Source organism: Micromonospora musae (assembly GCF_003626545.1).
GTDB classification, from domain to species: domain Bacteria; phylum Actinomycetota; class Actinomycetes; order Mycobacteriales; family Micromonosporaceae; genus Micromonospora; species Micromonospora musae.
The window spans coordinates 439669-459861 of sequence record NZ_RAZS01000001.1 but is presented as its reverse complement, the minus strand read 5'-3'; the positions used below and the strand labels follow the sequence as shown (position 1 = coordinate 459861).

The 20193-nt window shown below is 69.8% G+C and carries 19 protein-coding genes and 1 tRNA gene; 7 read left to right on the top strand and 13 right to left on the bottom strand.

The features are described 5' to 3' along the window. Positions 1-27 precede the first annotated feature (27 nt). Positions 28-3036 (bottom strand): family 16 glycoside hydrolase, encoded by a 3009-nt coding sequence (locus D7147_RS02165; RefSeq protein WP_120673536.1) that lies wholly within the window; start codon positions 3034-3036, stop codon positions 28-30. A gap of 438 nt (positions 3037-3474) precedes the next feature. Between D7147_RS02165 and D7147_RS02160 the strand changes: the two genes are divergently transcribed. After that, the gene (locus D7147_RS02160; protein WP_199734053.1) at positions 3475-3789 is read left to right on the top strand and encodes a CHY zinc finger protein; all 315 of its coding nucleotides are present in this window, start codon (positions 3475-3477) and stop codon (positions 3787-3789) included. 155 nt (positions 3790-3944) lie between these two features. Here D7147_RS02160 and D7147_RS02155 read toward each other — a convergent pair whose 3' ends face one another. Beyond that, on the bottom strand, positions 3945-4715 hold the full coding sequence (locus tag D7147_RS02155; RefSeq protein WP_267900749.1) for an NADPH-dependent F420 reductase: 771 nt from the start codon (positions 4713-4715) through the stop codon (positions 3945-3947). A gap of 14 nt (positions 4716-4729) precedes the next feature. Further along, on the bottom strand, positions 4730-5704 hold the full coding sequence (locus tag D7147_RS02150) for a methyltransferase (protein WP_158609257.1): 975 nt from the start codon (positions 5702-5704) through the stop codon (positions 4730-4732). A gap of 319 nt (positions 5705-6023) precedes the next feature. Here D7147_RS02150 and D7147_RS02145 point away from each other — a divergent pair, with 319 nt between their 5' ends. The 3 genes from D7147_RS02145 to D7147_RS02135 all read left to right on the top strand — a co-directional run bounded on the left by D7147_RS02145 (position 6024) and on the right by D7147_RS02135 (position 7936). Beyond that, complete coding sequence (locus D7147_RS02145; protein WP_120673533.1) at positions 6024-6953, top strand: helix-turn-helix domain-containing protein; 930 nt, start codon at positions 6024-6026, stop codon at positions 6951-6953. Positions 6954-6996: 43 nt separating this feature from the next. After that, entirely contained in the window at positions 6997-7503 is a 507-nt protein-coding gene (locus tag D7147_RS02140) for a hypothetical protein (RefSeq protein WP_233562875.1), read from the top strand. Between the two features lie 357 nt (positions 7504-7860). Continuing rightward, positions 7861-7936 (top strand) — tRNA-Arg (locus D7147_RS02135). 262 nt (positions 7937-8198) lie between these two features. Here D7147_RS02135 and D7147_RS02130 read toward each other — a convergent pair. The 9 genes from D7147_RS02130 to D7147_RS02090 form a co-directional block, all read right to left on the bottom strand. After that, positions 8199-8759 carry a hypothetical protein gene (locus D7147_RS02130; protein ID WP_147437319.1) on the bottom strand — a complete coding sequence of 187 codons (561 nt, stop codon included), beginning with the start codon at positions 8757-8759 and terminating at the stop codon, positions 8199-8201. 263 nt (positions 8760-9022) lie between these two features. Then, a complete protein-coding gene (locus tag D7147_RS02125) occupies positions 9023-9745 on the bottom strand; it encodes an LPXTG cell wall anchor domain-containing protein (protein WP_120673531.1) in 723 nt (240 codons plus the stop codon). Positions 9746-10110: 365 nt separating this feature from the next. Continuing rightward, positions 10111-10515, bottom strand: coding sequence for a RidA family protein (locus D7147_RS02120; protein WP_120673530.1), 405 nt, complete (start codon positions 10513-10515; stop codon positions 10111-10113). Positions 10516-10707: 192 nt separating this feature from the next. Continuing rightward, a complete protein-coding gene (locus D7147_RS02115; protein ID WP_120673529.1) occupies positions 10708-11181 on the bottom strand; it encodes a hypothetical protein in 474 nt (157 codons plus the stop codon). A 179-nt stretch (positions 11182-11360) separates the two neighbouring features. Then, a complete protein-coding gene (locus D7147_RS02110; protein ID WP_120673528.1) occupies positions 11361-12038 on the bottom strand; it encodes a class I SAM-dependent DNA methyltransferase in 678 nt (225 codons plus the stop codon). A gap of 311 nt (positions 12039-12349) precedes the next feature. Continuing rightward, positions 12350-12952, bottom strand: a complete 603-nt coding sequence (locus D7147_RS02105; RefSeq protein WP_120673527.1) for a ClpP family protease — start codon at positions 12950-12952, stop codon at positions 12350-12352. A 131-nt stretch (positions 12953-13083) separates the two neighbouring features. Continuing rightward, positions 13084-13578: a helix-turn-helix domain-containing protein gene (locus tag D7147_RS02100; protein WP_120673526.1), complete on the bottom strand. Its 495-nt coding sequence runs from the start codon at positions 13576-13578 to the stop codon at positions 13084-13086. Positions 13579-13742: 164 nt separating this feature from the next. After that, positions 13743-14861 carry a hypothetical protein gene (locus D7147_RS02095; RefSeq protein WP_120673525.1) on the bottom strand — a complete coding sequence of 373 codons (1119 nt, stop codon included), beginning with the start codon at positions 14859-14861 and terminating at the stop codon, positions 13743-13745. Positions 14862-14872: 11 nt separating this feature from the next. Next, positions 14873-15385, bottom strand: a complete 513-nt coding sequence (locus D7147_RS02090) for a SigE family RNA polymerase sigma factor (protein WP_233562874.1) — start codon at positions 15383-15385, stop codon at positions 14873-14875. Between the two features lie 161 nt (positions 15386-15546). Here D7147_RS02090 and D7147_RS02085 point away from each other — a divergent pair, with 161 nt between their 5' ends. Beyond that, positions 15547-16560, top strand: a complete 1014-nt coding sequence (locus D7147_RS02085) for a potassium channel family protein (RefSeq protein WP_120673524.1) — start codon at positions 15547-15549, stop codon at positions 16558-16560. 10 nt (positions 16561-16570) lie between these two features. On the opposite strand, the gene D7147_RS02080 is transcribed toward D7147_RS02085, so the two are convergent. Continuing rightward, positions 16571-17038 (bottom strand): MarR family winged helix-turn-helix transcriptional regulator, encoded by a 468-nt coding sequence (locus tag D7147_RS02080; RefSeq protein WP_120673523.1) that lies wholly within the window; start codon positions 17036-17038, stop codon positions 16571-16573. A gap of 90 nt (positions 17039-17128) precedes the next feature. On the opposite strand from D7147_RS02080, the gene D7147_RS02075 reads away from it, so the two are divergent. Both D7147_RS02075 and D7147_RS02070 read left to right on the top strand, forming a co-directional pair. Continuing rightward, positions 17129-17776: an FMN-dependent NADH-azoreductase gene (locus tag D7147_RS02075; protein WP_120673522.1), complete on the top strand. Its 648-nt coding sequence runs from the start codon at positions 17129-17131 to the stop codon at positions 17774-17776. A 543-nt stretch (positions 17777-18319) separates the two neighbouring features. Further along, the gene (locus D7147_RS02070; RefSeq protein WP_147434677.1) at positions 18320-20131 is read left to right on the top strand and encodes a trypsin-like serine protease; all 1812 of its coding nucleotides are present in this window, start codon (positions 18320-18322) and stop codon (positions 20129-20131) included. Positions 20132-20193: the final 62 nt, after the last annotated feature.

The following is a 20193-nucleotide window of genomic DNA, read 5'->3' as shown; positions in this document are numbered from 1 at the left end:
CCGCCCGTGCTCAGGCGACCGGCGTGGCTACGGGTCGAGTGGCTCGACCCAGATGTTGCGGTACTGCACCGGGTTGCCGTGGTCCTGGAGCCGGATGGCGCCCGTGGCCGGGCCCTCGGGTCGGCTACCGCCGGTCGGGCCGAGGATCTCGACGTCGTCGTGCACGGTGACGCCGTTCCAGATCACCGTCACGCGCGGGTTCTCCAGCTTGTTGCCGGCCGCGTCGTAGCGCGCCTGCCGGTAGACGATGTCGTACGTCTGCCAGGTCAGCGGTGGCCGCGCCGCGTTCACGTCCGGCGCCTTCTGCTGGTAGATGGCGGCGGCGTCGTTGGTCTGCGGCGGGTCGATGCCGAACGAGTCCAGCACCTGGATCTCGTAGCGGTCCTGCAGGTACACGCCGCTGTTGGCGCGCGCCTGCCCGGTCACGTCCGGCGGGTACTGGGGCAGGTTGAACTCCACGTGCAGCCGGAAGTCGCCGAAGGCCTGCACCGTACGCAGGTCCCCGCCGCGCACCGTCATGGCGCCGTTCGCGACCTCCCACTCGGGCTCGCGCCCGTCGCTGTGCTGCCACTCGGTGAGGTCGCCGCCGCCGTCGAGCAGGGCGATGCGCTTGCCGTGCGGCCGGACGGCGAGGACGTCGAGGTTCACGTGCCCGGAGTCGGCGGCCTCCTTGCGGTACTCGACCAGGTTGCGCCCCTCACGCAGGCGCACGGTGGTGGTGACCGTGCCCCACTCCTCCCAGGTCACCGTGGAGGGGAAGACGGTCTGCTCCACCCGTTGACCGTTGACGTAGAGGCTGAGCTGCTTCTCGCCCGAGTAGGGGTTCGGGCCGTTGCTGTACCGCATCGCCAGGTCGTACGTGCCGCTCTTGCGGACGTCGACGGAGATCCTGGTCGACGAGCCGTCCTCGGCGAACCCGGCGGCGAACCCGGCGCCGGAGTAGGCGGCGTGGTCGGTCGCCATGCCGACGCCGACGGTCCGGCCCTCCTCGGCCTCGAAGAACGTCTGCGGCTGCACCACGCGACCCGGGATCTCGTTGAGCGTGTACCAGGCCTCAGTGTTCCACAGCTCCTCGCCGTCGGCGGAGGAGAACGGACGCGGCGACCGCACGTGCACCACCCGATTCTCCTTGAGGCCCGGAATCCGGAGCTTGACGGTGCGGCGGTCGGCCGAGAGCTCGGCCTTGGCCACGTCGAGCGTCTCCAGGTCGAGCTTCGGGCCGCCGTACTGGCTCGTCGCGCCGTAGCGCCACTGCGTCACCTGGTACGCGTCGGCGAGGTCCTGCGCGGTCTCGGCCGACAACGGCTCGGTGTACTCCAGCTCGAACCCGACGTGCGATGCGCGCATCCGCTTGACCTCGAAGACCGAGGTGCCGTTGGGCGTCAGTTTCTGCAGGCCGTAGCTGAGCTTGCCCTCCTGGCCCCAGTTGCCGCCCGCGCCGAGGCCACCCAGGTAGAGCGCGCCGTCGGGGCCGAGGGTGACCTCGTTGACGCCGGCCTCCAGGCCCTGGGTGTGCCGGAACACGGCGCCCTGGTACTGCCCTTCGATCTCCTCCAGGAAGACGCGCTGCAGGCCGCCGTAGGTCACGTCACCGACGACCAGCTGTCCCGCGTACGGCCCCTTCTTGAGCAGCACCGGGGTGGACGGCGAGTTACCGATCTCGTTCTGCGGGAGCCAGACGATGGGGCGGGTCACCGGCTCGTCGTCGAAGGGTCCGGCGGGGGTGGTGTAGTGGTTGTAGAAGGCGCCGTCCTGGATCTCGACCAGCTTGGACGCGGGTAGCCAACCGCCCTGGTTGTCGGTGACGAGCACCTCGCCGCGCGGACCCCAGCCGATGCCGTTCGGGGTACGCAGCCCGCCGGCCACGTACGTGATCTTGCCGGTCTTCGCGTTCACCTTGATCGAGGTGCCGCGGTTCGCGGCGGGCTGGGGCACCGTCGTGGCGCCGCCGAGGTCGATGGCGACGGAGAGGTTGAGATAGAAGTACCCGTCCCGGTAGAGCAGGCCGAACGCGAACTCGTGGAAGTTCTGGCCCCACGGCCAGGTGGCGACCGTCCGCCGGCTGTCCGCGACGCCGTCGCCGTCGGTGTCGCGCAGGGCGGTCAGCTCATGCTTCTGGCTGACGTAGACGGTGCCGCCGACGACCGCGACGCCCTGGGGCTCGCGCAGCCCCTCCGCGAACCGGCGATAGGTCACCTGCTCGGGACCGGTCCGGCCGGTGGCGCCCTCCACGACGTAGATCTCGCCGGTCGTGTTGTCGGTGCCACCCCAGGTGGAGACGACCAGGTCGCCGTCGGGCCTGAAGGCCATGCCGGTGACCTGCGGCTGGAACCCTTCGGGGCGCAGGTCGGTGAGGTTGTAGCCCGGGTGCACCCGGTCGAGCGGCATGCCGTCGCCGGCCGAGTCGGAGGCTCCCTCGCAGTACTTCCAGCCGGGCGCGGTCACCCGCACGACGCCCGCGTCGGTGCTCAGCGCGGAGGCCGGCACGAGCTCGAAGGTGTCCGCGCCGGGAACACGCCACTCCAGCCGCAGCACCTGGCCGCCGCCGTTGTCGAAGAGTTCGGCGAAGAGCGGGTGCAGCCCGGCGGCCAGGTCGACGATGCCCTCCTTGGAGGTCTCGCCGTGCAGGCCGTCGTGGTCGACGACGACCTGGTCACCGATCGTCAGGCGGGACCCGTCGTCGCTGGTGAGCCGGAACGTGTACGTCCCGTCGACGGGCACCGTGAGGTTGGCGATGGCGTGGCTGATGAACCGGTCGGAGAGTCCGAACTCGTCAGTGGTGGTCCAGTTGATCTGCGGCATCAGCTTGTCGACGTTCGGGGTCTGCGCGGGCTTGAGGGTGCACAGCGCCGACAACGGCGCGCCCATGTCGTACGACCGCAGGGTGACACCGGGTTCCTGCGGAGGTACGTCGGCGGTGCCGGGTGCGGCGGTGGCCGGGGTGACAGGGGCTGTGGCGAGCAGGGTCGCCAGAGCGGCACCCACGGTGGTGAGCACGGCGCGACGGCGATACCGCCATCGGTTCGGTCCGGTCATCGGTCCTCCGAGCTGGGTACGGGTCCCGGCCGGGGAGAAGCCGTCGTCCCACTTTCTCCCGCCGGGGTGGGCAGATCGATCTCGCGAGACGAAAGATCGATCGCCGACGTTATCACTTTAGATATATGCATGGAAACTTTTAAATTAATGCACGAAAGCTTCCGATCGTTCGTCGGCATCGGGACCCGCCGTGCGGGCGGGAGCGGCCCATCGAGCGCGTGCCGGGTCGCGCTGAAGCGAGCGGTTGATCGACTCGCCTTCCCTGAAGTCGGGGTGTCCGAGGCGGGCGGATAACCCGACTTCACCGAACTCGAGTTGACCTCCGGCGGCGGGCGAGAACTAGGCTGCCGGGGCGGGTCGCCGTCCCACGCCCGGTGCGAGTGCGGGCCGGCGGCGACACCACCGAAGCGGACATCCATTCACGGGAGCGCGCAAGTCGTGCAGATCCACGGCAAGACCGTCGACGACCAGACCCGGTGCGTCCACTACGCCACGCCCGTGGACGTCATCGCGATCAAGTTCGCCTGCTGCCTGCGCTACTACCCGTGCCACCTCTGCCACGAGGAGACGACCGACCATCCCGCGAGTCAGTGGCCTCTCGACCAGCGCGGGCAGCGCGCGGTGCTCTGCGGCGTCTGCCGTAGCGAGCTGACCATCGACGAGTACCTAGCGGTCGACTCCTGCCCGAACTGCGACGCGCTGTTCAACGAGCGCTGCCGGCTGCACACCCACCTCTACTTCAAGGTGCGGTGACGGGCCGGGTTGCGATCCGGGCGTCACGTCCGCGTGGGGCCTCACCGGAGCCGGATCCGGGCGGATCGGGCAAGACCCGACCCGACCCGCCCGGAACCTGAGCGAGCGGTCGTTACCGGTCACGGCAACCCGCGTCGACCCGCGTCGCCGTGGCGCTACCGTTCGCTCGGGTGGACCGCACCGGTGGTGTGGTCGTACCCCTCCGGGAGCTTGCCGGCGCGCTCGCCCAACTGCTCGTCTGCGGCCGTGACAGCGCTCCGGAGCTGCTCGGCGCCGGCCGGTTCGGGGCCGGAGGCCCAGAAGTCCGCACGGCCGTCGCCGTACGGGACGCCGTACGCCGGGGTGCCCGGCCGCAGGCGCCGGTCCTCGGCGAGCGGCCCGATGTCCAGCGTGTCGTAGCCGACGCGGTCCAGGAACTCGGTGACTGCCGCCTTGGCGTCCGCGTCGTCGCCCGCGATGGCGATCGCGCTACGGTCGCTCGCCCCGGCCGGGCGGCTCAGGCTCGCGAGATGCTGGAAGTAGACGTTGCTGAACGCCTTGACCACGTGCGCGTTGTGCAGGTGCTGCTGGATGCGCGCGCTGACGGTCGTGCCGTCCTCGAACTCGGGAATCGACCCGTCGAACTCGGGGACGTAGTTGTTGGTGTCGATGACCGGCTTGCCGGCGAGCGGCTCGACCGGCAGATCCCGGTACGCCTTCGAGCGGAACGCCACCACGACCAGGTCAGCCGCCGCAGCGGCCTCGGCCGGAGTGGCGGCCCGGGCTCGTGGGCCCAGCTCGTCGACGAGATCCTTGAGCGTCTCGGGTCCGCGCGAGTTGCTGAGTACGACGTCGTACCCGGCCGCGACGGCCAGCCGAGCCACGGTGGAACCGATGTGCCCGGCCCCGATGAAGCCAATGGTTGACATAGTGCTGGATCTCCAGATTCTGGCCGGACGCGTCAGGCGATGGTCGCTTCGAGGGCGGAGTAGTTACCCGAGCCGGCGACGACTCGCTGAACGGTGAAGCCGGCGTCGGCGAGGAGCCGCCGCCATTCGGTCTCGCTGCGCTGACGGCCGCCGAGCATCCCCAGCATGGTGATGTCGATCATCTTGGTGGGGTGCGGGGCGTCGCCTTCGGGTACGACCATGTCGATGACGACCAGCCGGGCGCCGGCCGGCGCCGCCTTCGCGAGGTTGGTCAGGATCCGGCCCGCGGTCGCGTTGTTCCAGTCCTGCAGGACGGCGGAGAGTACGTAGACGTCCGCGGTCGGCACGGCTTCGAAGAAGTCTCCCGCGACGACCTCCGCCCGCTTCTCCAAGCCGGCGGCCTGCAACGTCGCGCTGCCGGCGGAGGCCATGCTCGGCAGGTCGAAGAGGATGCCACTGCGATCCGGGTACCTGGTGAGCAGCTCGGCGAGCAGCGTGCCGTCCGCGCCGCCGATGTCCGCCACGGTGTGGCCCGCCGGAAGCTCGAAGACGTCGAGCAGATCCCCGCGGGCGTTCTGGGTGAAGCCGGCCATCGCGTTGTTCTGCAACTCGGCGAGCTCCGGTGATTCGTTGACCCAGTCGAAGAAGGGCTTGCCGTAGTGGATCGCTGCGGCGGGGTCACCGCTGCGTACGGTGTCCATCAGACGGCCGAACGGCGCGTAGTGGGTCTGCCGGAAATATCGGGCGACGTTCCGGAGGGAGTCGCCCGGCCCGTCGGCGAGCGTTCGTCCCAGCTCCGTGATCGCTACGGTGTCACCGGACGTGCGGAAGACCCCGTCCTGGGCCAGGAGCCGGATGAGCCGGCCCAGCGTGTCGGCATCGGCGCCGACCGCGTCCGCCAGTTCGTCGACCCTCCGTGGTCCGTCCAGGAGTTCCGTGGCAACTCCGAGTTCTGCAATGACGAACAATGCCTGCGAGATTTCGAATCCGCTCAGCAACTGCAGCATCCGAACTGCCGGCGGAAGCTGTGTTTCCTTACCAGTCATGATTTCTCTTCCTAATGGGTTCGCGGAATGAGAGGCGAGCACTGGTTGAATCATGGCGAGCGGTTCCGGTGGGGAAGGAAAAACCTGTGCCAACCCCCGGCGGATCCGTGCCAACCCGGCCCTGGGCGCGACGCCTCGGCCTGTGGCGCAGGACGCATGACGGAGCGGGTGGATGCCGGGTTACGGGTGATATGATCACTTGTTGGCGTAGTTTCTGCCGCTTCACGCGCGGGCGCCTTTGGGAAGACGAGCGAACCGACTGTCAACGAGGAGCGAGTAGGTGTCCCTGGACGCGTCGGTCTTCAACCGTGAATTCAAGACCCTGAACGATCGGGGCGAGATCGCTGTGGTCGAGTCCGCGATGGGCGTCGGAAAGGTCCACCACAACTGGTTGGAGATGAAGGACTTCGCGTTCGGGTTGCTGGCGTGCCAGGTCGATGACGTCGCATTCGTGAATGCCCGAACCACCTCCTCGACCGTCTGGAAAGAAGGAATCCCCGGAGACTTCATCACGATCACCCGAGTGGGCGCGGGTGGAGGAACCGTCACGCTGGCCGACGGCGCGATGGATATCTCGGCCGGGGACGCCTACGCCTCGTCGACGGCACAGGGATTCGAGTGCCTCACCCCGCTCTACCAGGACATCAGCCTCATCGCGGTTCCCCGCCCACGACTGCGACGGCTGGGCCTGCCGGAGCGGCTGCTCCAGCCGAACGGCGACTTCGCGCCTCCGGACAGCGCCGCAGACGTGCTCTTCGACTTCTTCCACTCGTTCGCGCACCGCATGAGAGGGGGGCCCGCTCTCTCCGAGAAGGCCCTGGCGAGCGTGAACGAGTCGCTCATCAACATGGCGGCCGCCACGCTCGAGGAGAACGCGCCCGCCGCCGCCCCGGGGTTCCACGCGGCGGCGAAGGCCTTCATCGACGACCACCTGCGCGACCCGGAACTCAGCCCCGCCACCGTCGCGGCGGCGCTGCACGTCTCGAAGCGCACCCTCTACCGGTCGTTCGCCGACAAGGGCCAGACCGTCGCCTCGTACATCCGCACCGGCCGTCTGCGCGCGGTCAAGCGTGAGCTCGACGTCGCGGGTGCAGCGGCGAACATCCGTGAGGTGGCCGTGCGCTGGGGCTTCCCGAACAGCAGTTACTTCTCGAAGCTCTTCCGGCAGGAGTTCGGGTCCATGCCGAGCGAGTACACGCGAAACAGGTGACCGCTGCCGGTGCCGCGACCATCGCGAGGAAGCTTGGTAGCCAATGCAGAAGAAGGATCAGCAGTCGGTCCTGCTGGACGTGGCGGACGGGCGGGTCGCCGTCACCGTACGGAACGCGGCGGCCGAGCACTCCGCAGTGGTGGAGCGATCCGTCGACGCCGGGCTCGTCACCCACGTACCCATCGGCACCCGGAACGCCGATCACCTGCGCATGACGCTGGACGACGCGCCGGTACTGCTGACGCCCGGGCCGGGTCGGCTGAGCCGGCGCTCGTACCACGTGACCGTGGTGCACGGCGACATCACCTATCACCTCCGGCCAAAGAGCCCGGACACCAGCCGGCTGGTCCGCAACGGCAGAACCATCGCCGAGTTCAAGCGGGAAAGCCAGACCGAGATCAAGGTCTGGTGGACGAAGGACGTCGAGGTCAGCGCCGCGGACGCGGCGATCGGGTACGCCCTGGCCCGGCGTCTTCGGCACCGGCGCCCGGCTCTTCCTCGCGTCGTTGCTGGAATCCAGCGCGTCGCACGTGCCGGGCTAGCGCCCTGACCAGCAACGTTCGCGGTGTCGGTGTCGGTGCCGGCGTGGGTGACGCGGCGGGCCGGCCGTACCGGGCCGGGCGCCGGTAAGTACCGAAGGATCGATTTCGGCGATCTCATGGGCGGCGTCGGCGGCCACGAGATCGCCGGGGGCGACGTGGTGGGCGATCGCCGCTGTGGACGAGGAACCGTATGCCCGGTCGATGCGTACGCCGGTCGACGTCGGCCGCCGCGACTGGGCAGATCGGGGTTCCTGTGCTCGGGGCGTCGCCGTGGACTGGGAGAACGGCTCCAGTTGGTGTGGTGGAACGTGGGCCACTCCCTGCCACCCCGGGTGAACACCCAGGTCGCTAGACTAGGCCCTCGCGCCCTCGTAGCTCAGGGGATAGAGCATCGGTTTCCTAAACCGTGTGTCGCAGGTTCGAATCCTGCCGGGGGCACCAGGTCAATCCTTGATCACCGATCTCTGATCCGCGTTCAGGGCCCTTCGTGCCCGCTGGGCGCCCGTCGCCTTGCCAGTACCCCACTGGCACCTGCCCGGGCGCGATGGGGCACATCCATCCCGGCGGCGGGGTGTGGTCCAAGGTTGGAGACCTTGGGGCTCCCCCCGAACCCCGGTCCTCCGCAGGGATACCACCGAGGATCACCTCGCCGGGCACCGCAAGGGCTGGGCGGTCTACGACCGCCCGACGAGGAGATCCTGAATCAGCCGCCAGCCTCTGCCATCTTCTGAAGGCATGCTCTGTCGTCAACGCTCATCAGGCCGTGCGGCAGTGCATCGTCGTCCAAAAGCATGCGAAGCAGCGAGGCATGGTTGGTAAACGCGGCTCTGCACTGTTCACGTTCCGGATGATCGCTGTCGCAGCCCAGTAGCAGCACCGCGCGCTCGTTCTCCGCGTCGACCGGCTCGGACAGTTCGGCCGCGATTACCACGATGTCGAGCAGGCTTGACCGTACCGAAACATCCGGGTCGGATACGAGGCGAAGCAGGAACGGCAGTGCCATCGGCATTGCCGCACTTACGTAGAAGATGCCATCCATCAGGACGTTGGTGAGTACGTGCGCGGCCTCGGGGGCGGCCGCCTGATCGAGCAGCCCGTAGAACAGAGATGGGATGCCAGCCGGACAGCCAGGGATATCGGACCAGGGAACCTCGGCGCAGCCCCGTAGCGCGGGGTGCTCGCTATCGATTTGGAGTGTTTGCGGATACTCCTGAAGAAACCCGGCGACGGCGGCTTCCTTGGCCGCGGCATCCACCACGCACATCCGTCCAACCCCCAGGTCATACGACGCCGTCCCCGAACGGCGCCCCACCGGGGCACTCTCCCTGGACAACGCGCCGCATGCAAGCACAAGGAGCAAGCATCGACCGAAATTGGGCCGTCCGGGAGACCAGTGCGCTCGGCTGGCGCGGAGCCGCCGGGAAGCCCCGCGCGGGAGATCGTCCGCCGGGCCGAGGGTGGGGGCTACGCCGGTTCCGCTGATCGCGCCCGGCCCGACGAAGTATCGAGCCGGGCGCGTCGAGCGAGCTATGCCACGAAGTGGGAACGGCGTCGTCGTGCGATCACGTAGCCCGCGCCGCCGAGGAGCAGAAGCGCACCGCCGATGCCGGCTACGGTCGCGGTGTCGGCACCGGTCACGGGCAGCCCACCGCCCTCGCCGCCGCCCACGCTCGTGGAGGAGGCAGGGGTCGGTGCAACGGTCGTCGTGGCGCTGGGCGTGGCGCTCGGCGTCGATGTGGGCTGAGACGTCGGGGTCGGCGTGGGCTGAGACGCGCAGTCAAGGGCACGGGCCTCGTACAGGCCGTTGTTCAGGTAAGCCAGGAACGTATCGATGGCACCGTCGTCGAGCGCGTTCTGCGCGGCGGCCTTCACGTTGGCGCCGGCGCCCGTCAACGTCCGGAGCACCGTGATCCGCAGGTCCACCGACCAGGCCTGCTGCACGTCCGCCTTGAGGAATGCGCGCAGTTCATCCGCGGTGCCGTTCAGCCTCTCCTGAATTGCCTTGGACAAGATGGGCAGAGAGTCGGCGTTTGCCACGGCGAGGATCTGGGCGGTCAGCACGCGCACCTCGCGATCGGTGGCGGTATCCAGGTCGATGGTGACAAGCTCGCGGATGTCCTTGTACACCTTGCGTTCGACCGTTTGGCAGGCCTCGTTCAGCCCGGACGGTTCGGTTTGCGCCACCGCCGGTGCCGCCGGAATCAGAAAGGCCAGCGCCATTACCACGCCGGCCGGGAACTTCCATGACATGTGGGTCTTCCTCCCCGCTGCAAGCAAAACGTGGAGATATTAGCGTCAATGGCGGCGTCGGCGTGGCCGCCCGACGCCTGTTCGGCGACCGATCGACGCTCAAGTCCCTCCATAACGGACGAGGGATCCAGCGCCGAGATCATTTCGTTAGGAACTCCTAGTGGGTTGAGCGGGCTTCCTCACCGGCATCGACCTGCTCCACCGTCCGGATGAGCCGTTCTCGCATGGCAATGCGCAGGTGCGGACGGCAGCCCGCCCCGTAGCCCTGGTTCACCTCGCGATGTCCGACAGCGGTGGCAACGTCGGCCGCTATGACGTTCGGTCAGGAAGCGGCTCCGCCCCAGAACACGGCCCTCCTCGGTCGGCTACGCCGGCAGGTCGAGGCGGACGACCGCGCCGAGTTCGACGAGCTGCTCCGGCAGGGCGAGGTCGGCGACGCCCAGCACGGTGCTGGTGGGGCGGTGGGCCCCGACGTACGCCAGGTGGAGGCGGGTCACTGTGTCGAAGTTGTCCCGGAGGTTCCGGACCAGCACGGTGGTCTCGACGATCTGGGTGCGGCTCGCCCCGAAGTGGTCCAGCACCAGGTCCAGGTTGGCCAGGGTGGTGTTCAGCTGAAGTTCGAAGTCGCCGGCGCCGATGAAGTTGCCGTCCATGTCGTGCGAGAGCTGGCCGGAGACGTAGACCGTGTCACCGGCGCGGAGTGCCTGGCTGTACCCGTGGAGCGACTCCCACGGCACGCCGAAGTTGAAGGTCTGCGGCTGAACGGTCACGGCTACCTCCATCGGATCGCGCTGCGGTGTGACTGCCGACCCCGGCTGCCCGGTGGGTCCGCGCCTCCTGCGAGCGCCGTAATGCGGTCGTGACCATAAAAGCATCACCGCAGCGGCGCGTCTCTATGTTCGGGGAAAGTGCGCGCGCCCGGAGCCGGTCGGCCGGCATTACGCCGGCCGACCGGTGCGCGCTCAGTTGGCGCAGGCGGTGTCGAACGCCTCGATCGGCTTGGTGAGGCTGGGCTCGTCGACCTCCATCGGCTTCTTGTCCGCCATCCGCTGCTCGATCGCGCCGGCGAGGTTCTCGAAGGCGGTACGCACGGCCGAGTCCGCGGCCTGGGGCGCCTGCGCCTTCAGGCCGGTGACGATGGTGGTGTAGTGCGCGCGGATCAGGCGATCCTCCTCGGCCTTGCTGACCGGCTTGTCGATCTGGGCGATGGCGTCGTCGGCCATCCCCCCGAAGCCGGCCTTCACCGCCTGGAGGCCGGCCTCGCAGACCGTCTTCTTGTTCGCGGCGAGGTCGACGGTCGGGCTGGCGGCCGCGGCGCTGGACGGCGCGCTGCCGGCGGCGTCCGGTTCGGTGCTGGTCTCGCAGCCGGCGGCGAGCGCGCCCAGCGCGGCGAGGACCGTGAGGCTGCCGAGCGTACGCAGGCGAAGGGTGGGCATGCTGACTCCCCGTTTGTTCTCTGGATTCCGTCTCCGGCGGCCTCGTACCGGCCGGCCGTGCGGTCGAGCCGTCACTGTAGACGGCTGTCGATCGGGCCGCCATCGTGATTGCCCAGGCGCGGTGGCGGCCGGTCCGATGTCGACGGGGAATCAGCGGCCGGTCCGGTGTTGACGGGGAGTCAGGCGGTGGGCCGGTCGAGGGCTGGCCTGCGTGCCACCAGGTACGCCTGGCGGGTGCTCTCCGTGCCACCCGCGTACGGCTCGGGTTCCCGCACGAGTTGGGCGCGTACCTCGAATCCGGCCTCGGTCAGCAGTGCGGCGACCTGCTCCGGCCGACGCCGCCGGAAGGTCAGTGAGATCGCCTTGCCGAACGCCGTGGTGCGGACCAGCGACTCGTCGCCGGCCTGGAAGACCAGGGCGAGGTGGCCGCCGGGGGCTAGGGCGCGACGGAAGCCGGAGAAGGTCACCGGCAGCAGCTCGTCGGGGACGTGGATGATCGAGTACCAGGCCGTGATGCCGGCGAGGCGGCCCTCGGGCAGGGTGAGCGCGGTCATCGAGCCCTCCTCGAAGCGCAGCCCGGAGTGGTTGCGGCGGGCCACGGCGAGCAGCCCCGGCGAGAGGTCGATGCCGAACACGTCGAGCCCGAGGCCGGCGAGGTGGGCGGTGACCGTGCCCGTGCCGCAGCCGAGGTCCGCGACCGGCCCGCCGCCGCCGCGGAGCACCAGCTCGGCGAAGGCGGCGAGGATCGCCCGGTCGAAGGGCTTGCTCGCCAGTTCGTCGGCGAACTGTTCGGCGAACTCGGTGGCGACGGTGTCGTACGACGTCCGGGTCTCGCGCAGGAAGGCGGGTTCGGTCATCTCCGGCACGCTACGGCGTCCGGTCGATCGGTCGATGCGGCGACGGCGGCGCTTGAAGCGACCGGTGATGTAACGAGAATTGGTCGGAAGTCGCTGCGGTGCGAGCGGGCGCGCCCTCTGTGCGGCAGGCATAGGCTCCGGCGTACCGAACCGACAGTCACGGTATTTCCATGAGCGGGTTGTCGGACGCGAACGAGGGGGCGCGTCCGCCAGCGCCACGAACACCTGTGCCGCACGGCTGCCCCGCTGCGGAGCAGGTCGGGGCGGATACGACGGCGGCCGGCGGGACCATCGCCGGCCGCCGTCGCGCCTCACCCCACCGGCAGCTGCTCGACCCGTGTGATCACCTCGTCGACGAGCCCGTACTCGCGGGCCTGCTCGGCGGTGAACCAGCGATCCCGGTCCCAGTCGCGCTGGATCTCCTCCAACGTCCGGCCGCTGTGCCGGGCGATCAGCTCCTGCATGGTCCGCTTCACGTGGAGCATGTTCTCGGCCTGGATGCTGATGTCCGCGGCGGTGCCGCCCATCCCACCGGACGGCTGGTGCATCATGATCCGGCAGTGTGGCAGCGCGTACCGCTTGCCCGCCGTCCCGGCGCAGAGCAGGAACTGTCCCATCGAGCCGGCGAAACCGAGCGCCAGTGTGACGACGTCGTTGCGGACGTACCGCATGGTGTCGTAGACGGCCATGCCGGCGGTCACCGAGCCGCCCGGCGAGTTGATGTAGAGGTGGATGTCCCGCTCCGGGTCCTCGGCGGCGAGCAGCAGGATCTGGGCGCAGATCTGGTTCGCCGACTCGTCGGTCACCTCCGTGCCGAGGAAGACGATCCGTTCCTTCAGTAGCCGCTCGAACACCTGGTCACCGAAGGCCGGTTGCCCTTCGGTGAGCATCCGTACCTGGTCGTACCCGATCATCGTGTCCGCCCTCCGTGCCGGCGGGCGGCGGGAGCGCCCGGGGGACCGGCCCCTCCAGCCTGCGCACGGTGACCGCGGTGGTCCCAGCGATTCTGCCGGCGGCGAATCTGCCGCCGGCAGAATCGGACGGATCAGACGTTGGTGAGGGTGCGCCGCGACGTGCGGGTCCGCCGGCAGCCGAGCAGCCCGGCGCTGCGCGGGCCGGGGCCCCCGGCCGGTGCGGAGCCGGACCGGCCGACGCGCAGGGTGGGGCCGCCCGCTCCCGGGCCGCGGTGCAGCAGCGTGCCCGGCGTGCGCGGGCCGATCCGGACATTCGGCCCGGTCTCCGGCCGGGGCAACGGCACCTGGGCCAGCGTCACCGTGGTCGCGCGCGGTGCGGCCGGTAGCCGGGGCTCGACCTGGCGAAGATCGTCCCGAGCCTCTTCGAGGAGCTCCGAGAGGTGGATGCCGAGGGCCCGGCAGATCGCCGCGAGCACCTCGGAGGAGGCCTCCTTGCGACCGCGCTCCACCTCGGAGAGGTAGGGCACGGACACGCCGGCGGACTCGGCCACCTCGCGCAGCGTGCGGCCCTGACGCAGGCGGAGCCGGCGCAGGACCCCACCGATCACCCGTCGCAGCAACGACATGCCGGCCTCACTCTCCTGCCTCGTCGTCCCGGGGACACCCCCATCATGCCCCGTCCCGCCGCCGCGGAGGGCCCCGGAGGGGCATCCGTCGCCCCAGCTCACCGTGGGGTGGGGGGCGATCGGGGTGGCTCCGGGCGGGGAGCACCCCCGCCCGGAGCGACCGGTCAGCGCGTCAGGTGCGGTCGCCACCCGGCCGCGTCGGGGCCGATGTCGAGCTTCCGGAAGAGCGCCCGGGTGCCGCCACTGGGCAGCAAGCCGTCGTCGGAGATCGACACGCTGAGGCCGGCGACGTCGTAGACGATCAGCGACTCGACGCCGTCCTGCCCGCCGAACCGCGCCTGGTGGCCGTCCAGCGTGGTGTTCGGATCCACGTACGCCTTGTCCGTGGGGTCGGTGACCAGCCGGTACGGGGTGAAGGCGACCATCAGGGTGCGTGCCCGCTGCCGGCCCGGATCGGCGTCGGCCGGCTCCGGCGACCACTCGGTGTAGGCGTTCCAGGACCCCGGCTCGCCGAGGTCCAGTGAGACGTTGCCCGTGATCGGGCGCAGGTTCTTCGGGACCTCCGGCACGGTCACCGGCATCGGCAGCACCTCGTGGCCGAAGACGAGTGTGCTTGCCACCCGCTCGGCAGTCTGTGCCGGATCGCCCGGGACGCCGTGGGTCCGCACCTGCGCCCAGCCGTCCGGGGCGTACCGCCAGCGCAGGATCGCCTCCGGCCGGTCCGGGTTGCTGTAGGTGGCGAAGGCGCTCGGCGCGCCGTTGAGCTCCGGCCCGGGGCGGGTACCGGTGAGCGTGGCAGGCTCCCCGCTGTCCCGCTGCGGCGCCGACGGCTGCACTCCCTTCGGGTACAGGTTCACCGTCACGCCTCGCCACAGCTCACCGGGAGGACTGTTGACGGCGCTGAGGTGCACGCCGGGCCCGGAGAGCAGCAGGCCGGACTGGTACTGGAGGCTGCGCATCCCGTCCGGCAGCCAGCCGAAGCGGACGTACACCACCTCGGGGTCGACCGTGGTCAGCGCGGCCGGTAGACCGGCTGCGGCGGTGGGCGGCCCGGCGTCGGCCGGTCCGGTGGTGGGTGGGCGCTCGGGTGCCAGCAGGCTGGGGACCGTCACTCCGCCGGCGACCAGCAGGCCGACGGCCAGCGCCGCGCCCGCCACCTGGCGGTAGCGGCGCTGGCGGCGGCCGGTGGACATCGCCCGGTCGACGTCGAGCCGGGCGGTGGGACGCTCCGCCGAGTCCACCTCGGCGTGCATCAGGTCGGCGAGTTGCCGTTCGTCCAGCATGGATGCTCCTCTCATCGGCCGGCGGCTGCGGTGTCGAGCACGGTGCGCAGGGTGGCGAGTCCCTTCGCCGCCTGGCTCTTGACGGTTCCGGTCGAGCAGCCCAGGGCGCGGGCGGTCTCCTCGACGCTGAGGTCCTGGAAGTACCGGAGAACGAGCACCGCCCGCTGCCGGGGTGGAACCTCACGCAGCGCCGCGACCAGGGTGATTCGGTCGGTCGGGTCGGTCGGGTCGGTCCGTCGTTCGGGCAGGGCCGCCCCGAGCAGCACGCGGCTCCAGCGCAACCGCCGCTCGTCGAGCAGTCGGCGCAACAACATGGTGCGCACCAGCGCGTCCGGATGCTCGGCCTGCCGGGCCCGGGCCCAGTTGCGGTACAGCTCGGTGAGCACCCGTTGCAGGATGTCGTCACCGCGATCCCAGTCGCCGCACATCAGGTACGCGGTCCGCCGCCACTGCCGCATCCGGCCGCGTACGAAGTCGGTGAACTCGGCGTCGGCTTCGGCTCTGCGCCCGCCGCTCGTTCTCACGAGGAATCCGCCTCTCGTCTGCCGGCCTCGACCGGTCCGTCGTCCGTCGACTGGTAGTCGTGGGCGCGGTGGCGATCGGTTGCCCGGGTGCCCCACCCGGCGTACGGGATTCGTCCCACCCGCTATGTTGTGGGCGTGCAGCCGACGGAGCAGGTTCGAGGGTGATCCATTTCCCCGCGCAGCGCCGCAGTCCGCTCAGCGCGCTCAGCCTGCGGCTGGCCGCGGCGCTCGCCCTCGTGTTCGCCACCGTCACGGTGGTCTACCTCGACCGTGAGGGCTACCGCGACGTCAACGAGGACGGTCTCACTCTCCTCGACTGCTTCTACTACGCGGTGGTGACCCTCTCCACCACCGGCTACGGCGACATCACTCCGGTCAGCCACAGCGCCCGGCTGGTGAACGTCCTCTTCATCACCCCGGCCCGGGTGATCTTCCTGATCATCCTGGTCGGCACCACCCTGGAAGTTCTGACCGAGCAGTACCGGACGGGCCGGCGCTTGACGCGGTGGAGGAAGACCGTGAAGGACCACGTGATCATCTGCGGCTACGGCACCAAGGGCCGTAGCGCCGTCTCCGCGCTGCTGGAGAACGGGCTGGACAAGTCGCGGATCATCGTCGTCGAGCGCAGCGGGACCGCGCTACGGCAGGCCACCGCGGCGGGGCTCGTCGCGATCGAGGGGTCGGCGACCCGTTCCGCGACGTTGAACGACGCGCACGTGAAGAACGCCAAGGCCGTGATCATCGCGACCGACAGCGACGACGCCTCGGTGCTGGTGGCGCTCACCGTCCGGCAGCTCACCGCCGGTCAGGTGCGGATCATCGCGGCGGCCCGGGAGGCCGAGAACGCTCCACTGCTGAAGCAGAGCGGGGCGCACCATGTGATCGTCTCCTCCGCCACGGCGGGCCGGCTGCTCGGTCTCTCCACCTCCGCGCCGCCCCTGATCGATGTCGTCGAGGACCTGCTCACCCCCGGTCAGGGGATGGCGCTGGCCATGCGGTCGGCCGATCGGAGTGAGGTGGGTCGCACGCCGCGCGAGCTGGACTGCCTGGTCATCGCGCTGGTCCGGCGCGGCCGGGTGGTCACGCTGACCGACCCGGCGGGGGCCGAGATCGAGACCGGCGACATGCTGGTCTACGTCCGGGACGACCGCCCTCAGGCGGCCAGCACCGCCTGACCCGGCTCGTCTAGTCGTCTTCCCCCACGGTGCAGGTGATGTGCCATCCGCCGTGGGTGGCCCGCCGGAGCAGCTCGTAGAGCGTCTCCCGCTCGTCGGGGTTCAGCGCGCCGAGCACCTCTATCTCGCTGGTCTCCAGGGCGCATTCGGCATCGTTGAGGCGATTTGCCCCGGCCTCGGTGATATAGACCATGTGCCGGCGGCGGTCCTCGGGTGACCGGCGTCGCTCCACCAGCTGCGCCGCCTCCAGGTCGTTGAGCAGCCCTACGACGTTCGTGCTGTCGATCTGGAGGGTGCTGGCGAGCCCCTGCTGGCTTATCCCGCCCGCATCGCGGAGCGCCGTGAGGGCGATGAGGTGCCGCGGTCGAAGCCCGAACGGCTCCAGCACCGATTTCGCCCGGAGCCGCATCCGTCGAGCCAGGTGGTCGAGCAGCGGCCCCGTGCGGCGCTCCGACTGGACGGCCGGCAGGTCAGGCATGTGAGCCAGTTTACCGCCGACCCCTCCGATAGACCTGCTATAAATGGTTGGTCGTTCACCAACCATTGGTAGCTAACGGAGAGTTTGCGCATGGCACACCTGTTGCACATCGACTCGAGCATCCGCGGCGAGCACTCGGTGAGCCGCCGGCTCACCGCCCGGGCCGCCGCCGCCTGGCAGGCCGCCCACCCCGGGGGCACGGTGACCTACCGCGACCTCGGCAAGCAGCCGCTGCCGCACCTGGACGAGGCGGGCGGCCTCGCCCGGCTGACGCCGCTCGACCAGCACACTCCCGCCCAGCGCGCGTCCTGGGAGCTCAGTGAGCAGCTGGTCGCCGAGGTGCAGCAGGCCAGCACGGTCCTGCTGGGCCTCCCGCTCTACAACTACGGCGCGCCGAGCAGCGTGAAGACCTGGGTGGACCACCTCATCGCGCCCGGCATCGCGTTCGACCCGGCGACGGGCGCCGGCCTGCTCGGTGGGCGCGAGTTCGTCGTGCTGATGAGTCGGGGCGGCGGCTACGGCCCGGGCACCCCGCGCGAGGGCTGGGACCACGCCGAGCCCTGGCTGCCGCACGGCATCTCGCAGACCGGTCTGGAGCCGACCTTCATCGCCGCCGAGCTGACCCTCGCCCCGGTGATGCCGGCCATGGCCGAACTCATCCCGCTGCACGAGCAGAGCCTCACGGCGGCCGAGCGCTCCATCGACGGACTCTGGGCGCCGGCCAGCGCCGCTGCCTGAGCCGGATCCCCGTCACCGGCGCGAACGGGATGGCCGCTCCACCTGGAGCGGCCATCCCGCGCCCGTCGCCTGCCGGGCCCGACGACCGGATCCGTCGGCTCCCGGGCCTGTCGCCTCCGAGGCTGAATCGGCTTCCGGGCTCGTGCGGGTCTCGTGCCCTTCGACCGGATCCGGGCCGGCGTGACGACATCGAGGACGACCAGCGCGGGCCGGTCGTGTCCACGTTCCACCGTCGCCGACGAATCGCCGCCGAGCGGGCCCCGCCGGATCGACCCGTCCCGATCCGTTCGGCTGAGGAGAACCGGCTGTAAGGCGCTTTCTCCTCGGCGCGAGGCTTGCTACGTTGTGGCGGCTTGGAACTGCCAGTGGGGGAGAGCCGTCGATCTCGATTCGGTACGGCGTCATTGGCACAGGCACGACGGGGGAACTTCATAGCATCGCGTCCGGGGTTGGTGCCTCGGTCGTCGTCTCCCGTCTTGTCGGACGCACCCTCGTGCGGGCTGTTCCGAGTTCCTCGTTAGTCGAACGACGGGATACGAATCAGTGGCTGAACTGTCAGCATCCGTAGGCGTCAGACGACGCTGGTCGGCGGGCATCCTGGCGGGCCTCGCCCTCGCGGCTGTGGCGGCCGTCGCCCCCGCGACCGCGGCCCAGGCCGCCCCCGCCGGAGACGGCGTCTTCAACGCGGCGAGCTCGCAGAACGACCGCAAGAGCAAGCTGCCGAACCTGCACAAGGGGAAGCTCGCGCTCCCCGACCCGGGCCCGATGGGCCGTCGGTTCCAGACCGGCTCGGACCACGCCCCGAAGATCTTCCAGGGGACGTTCGCCAGCGCCTCGGAGTTCCCGTACATCGTGGGTATCGTCACCACGTTCCGGGAGGGCCAGGACCTCTACTGGTACTGGTGCACCGGCACGATCATCGCCCCGAACAAGGTGCTGACGGCCGCGCACTGCACCGCGGACGGGCCGGGCACCACCCGGGTCATCGCCGGTAACGACCGGATCGTCGACGGAGACGGCAACATCCTCGTTGGCAGCGGGTACGCCGCCGAGGTCGCCTCGACCTGGACTCACCCGGGCTGGAACATCGCCCAGCAGTACGCCGACCCCGAGAACGCGCCGATCCTCGACGACGTCTCGGTGCTCACGCTGAAGCAGAACCTGCCCAGCGAGTACACCCCCGTCACGCTGAGCCCGCAGGGCGACCAGACGCCGTACACGGCGGGCACCCCGGCGGTCATCGCCGGCTACGGCAAGACCTACGACGGTGAGCCGAAGCCGGACAGCCGGCTGCGCAAGGCGACCGTCAACATGCGGTCGAACAGCGAATGCTCGGCGCCGGGGCTCTACTACCCCGACCGGATGATCTGCGCCGGTTCGGGCACTCCCGCCGCGCCGAGCAGCGACACCTGCGGCGGCGACTCGGGCGGGCCGCTGCTGGTGGGCGGCGTCCAGGTCGGCATCACCGACTGGGGCTTCGTTCCGTGTGGCTCGTCTCCCGGCTATTACGAGCGGCTGAGCTACTACCGCAACTCCATCATGGAGGACCTGACCCGTCCGGCGCTGATCAACGCGGACTGGTCCGGCGACGGTCACACCGACCTGCTCGCCCGGGACAGCGCCGGTAGGCTCCACCTGATCTACGGCAGCGGCTTCTCCAACGACGGGTACGGCGGCTTCTACACCAGCAAGCAGATCGGCACCGGCTGGTCGAGCATGAAGCGGGTCTTCCGGGTCTACAACTGGAACGGCGACAAGAAGCCGTCCGTCATGGCTGTGAAGACCAACGGTGAGCTGGTCATCTACGACACCGACGGCAAGGGCAACTGGGTCGGTGACGCCCGGAGGATCGGCACCGGCTGGGGGAACTTCACCGCGCTCATGGTGACGAACAACTGGATGGGCAACAACCGACCGAGCCTGCTGGCCCGCAAGTCCAACGGCGACCTGATCCGCTACACCAGCAACGGTACGGGCGGCTGGGAGAACCCGGCGGGCACCCGGATCGGCACCGGCTGGAACGGCTTCAACCTGTTCATCACCCCGGGCGCCTGGAAGGGCGACGGCCTCGAGGTGGTCATCGGCCGGACCTCGACCGGCTACCTGAAGATGTACCAGTCCGACGGGCGGGGCGGCTGGACCAACCCGGCCGGCACCATCATCGGCAGCGGCTGGGCCAGCTACAAGAACATCATGATTCCGGGCGACTGGAGCGGCGACAACATGATGGACCTGCTGGGCATCAACAGCAGCAACCAGATGCGGCTCTACACGACCAACGGTCGTGGCGCCTGGGTCGACGGAAGTGGCAAGGTCATCTCCACCGGCTGGGGTGCCTTCAACCTGGTCCTCTGATCCCGGGACAATCGCACCGACATCGACGAAGGGGCCCGCAACCGATCGGTTGCGGGCCCCTT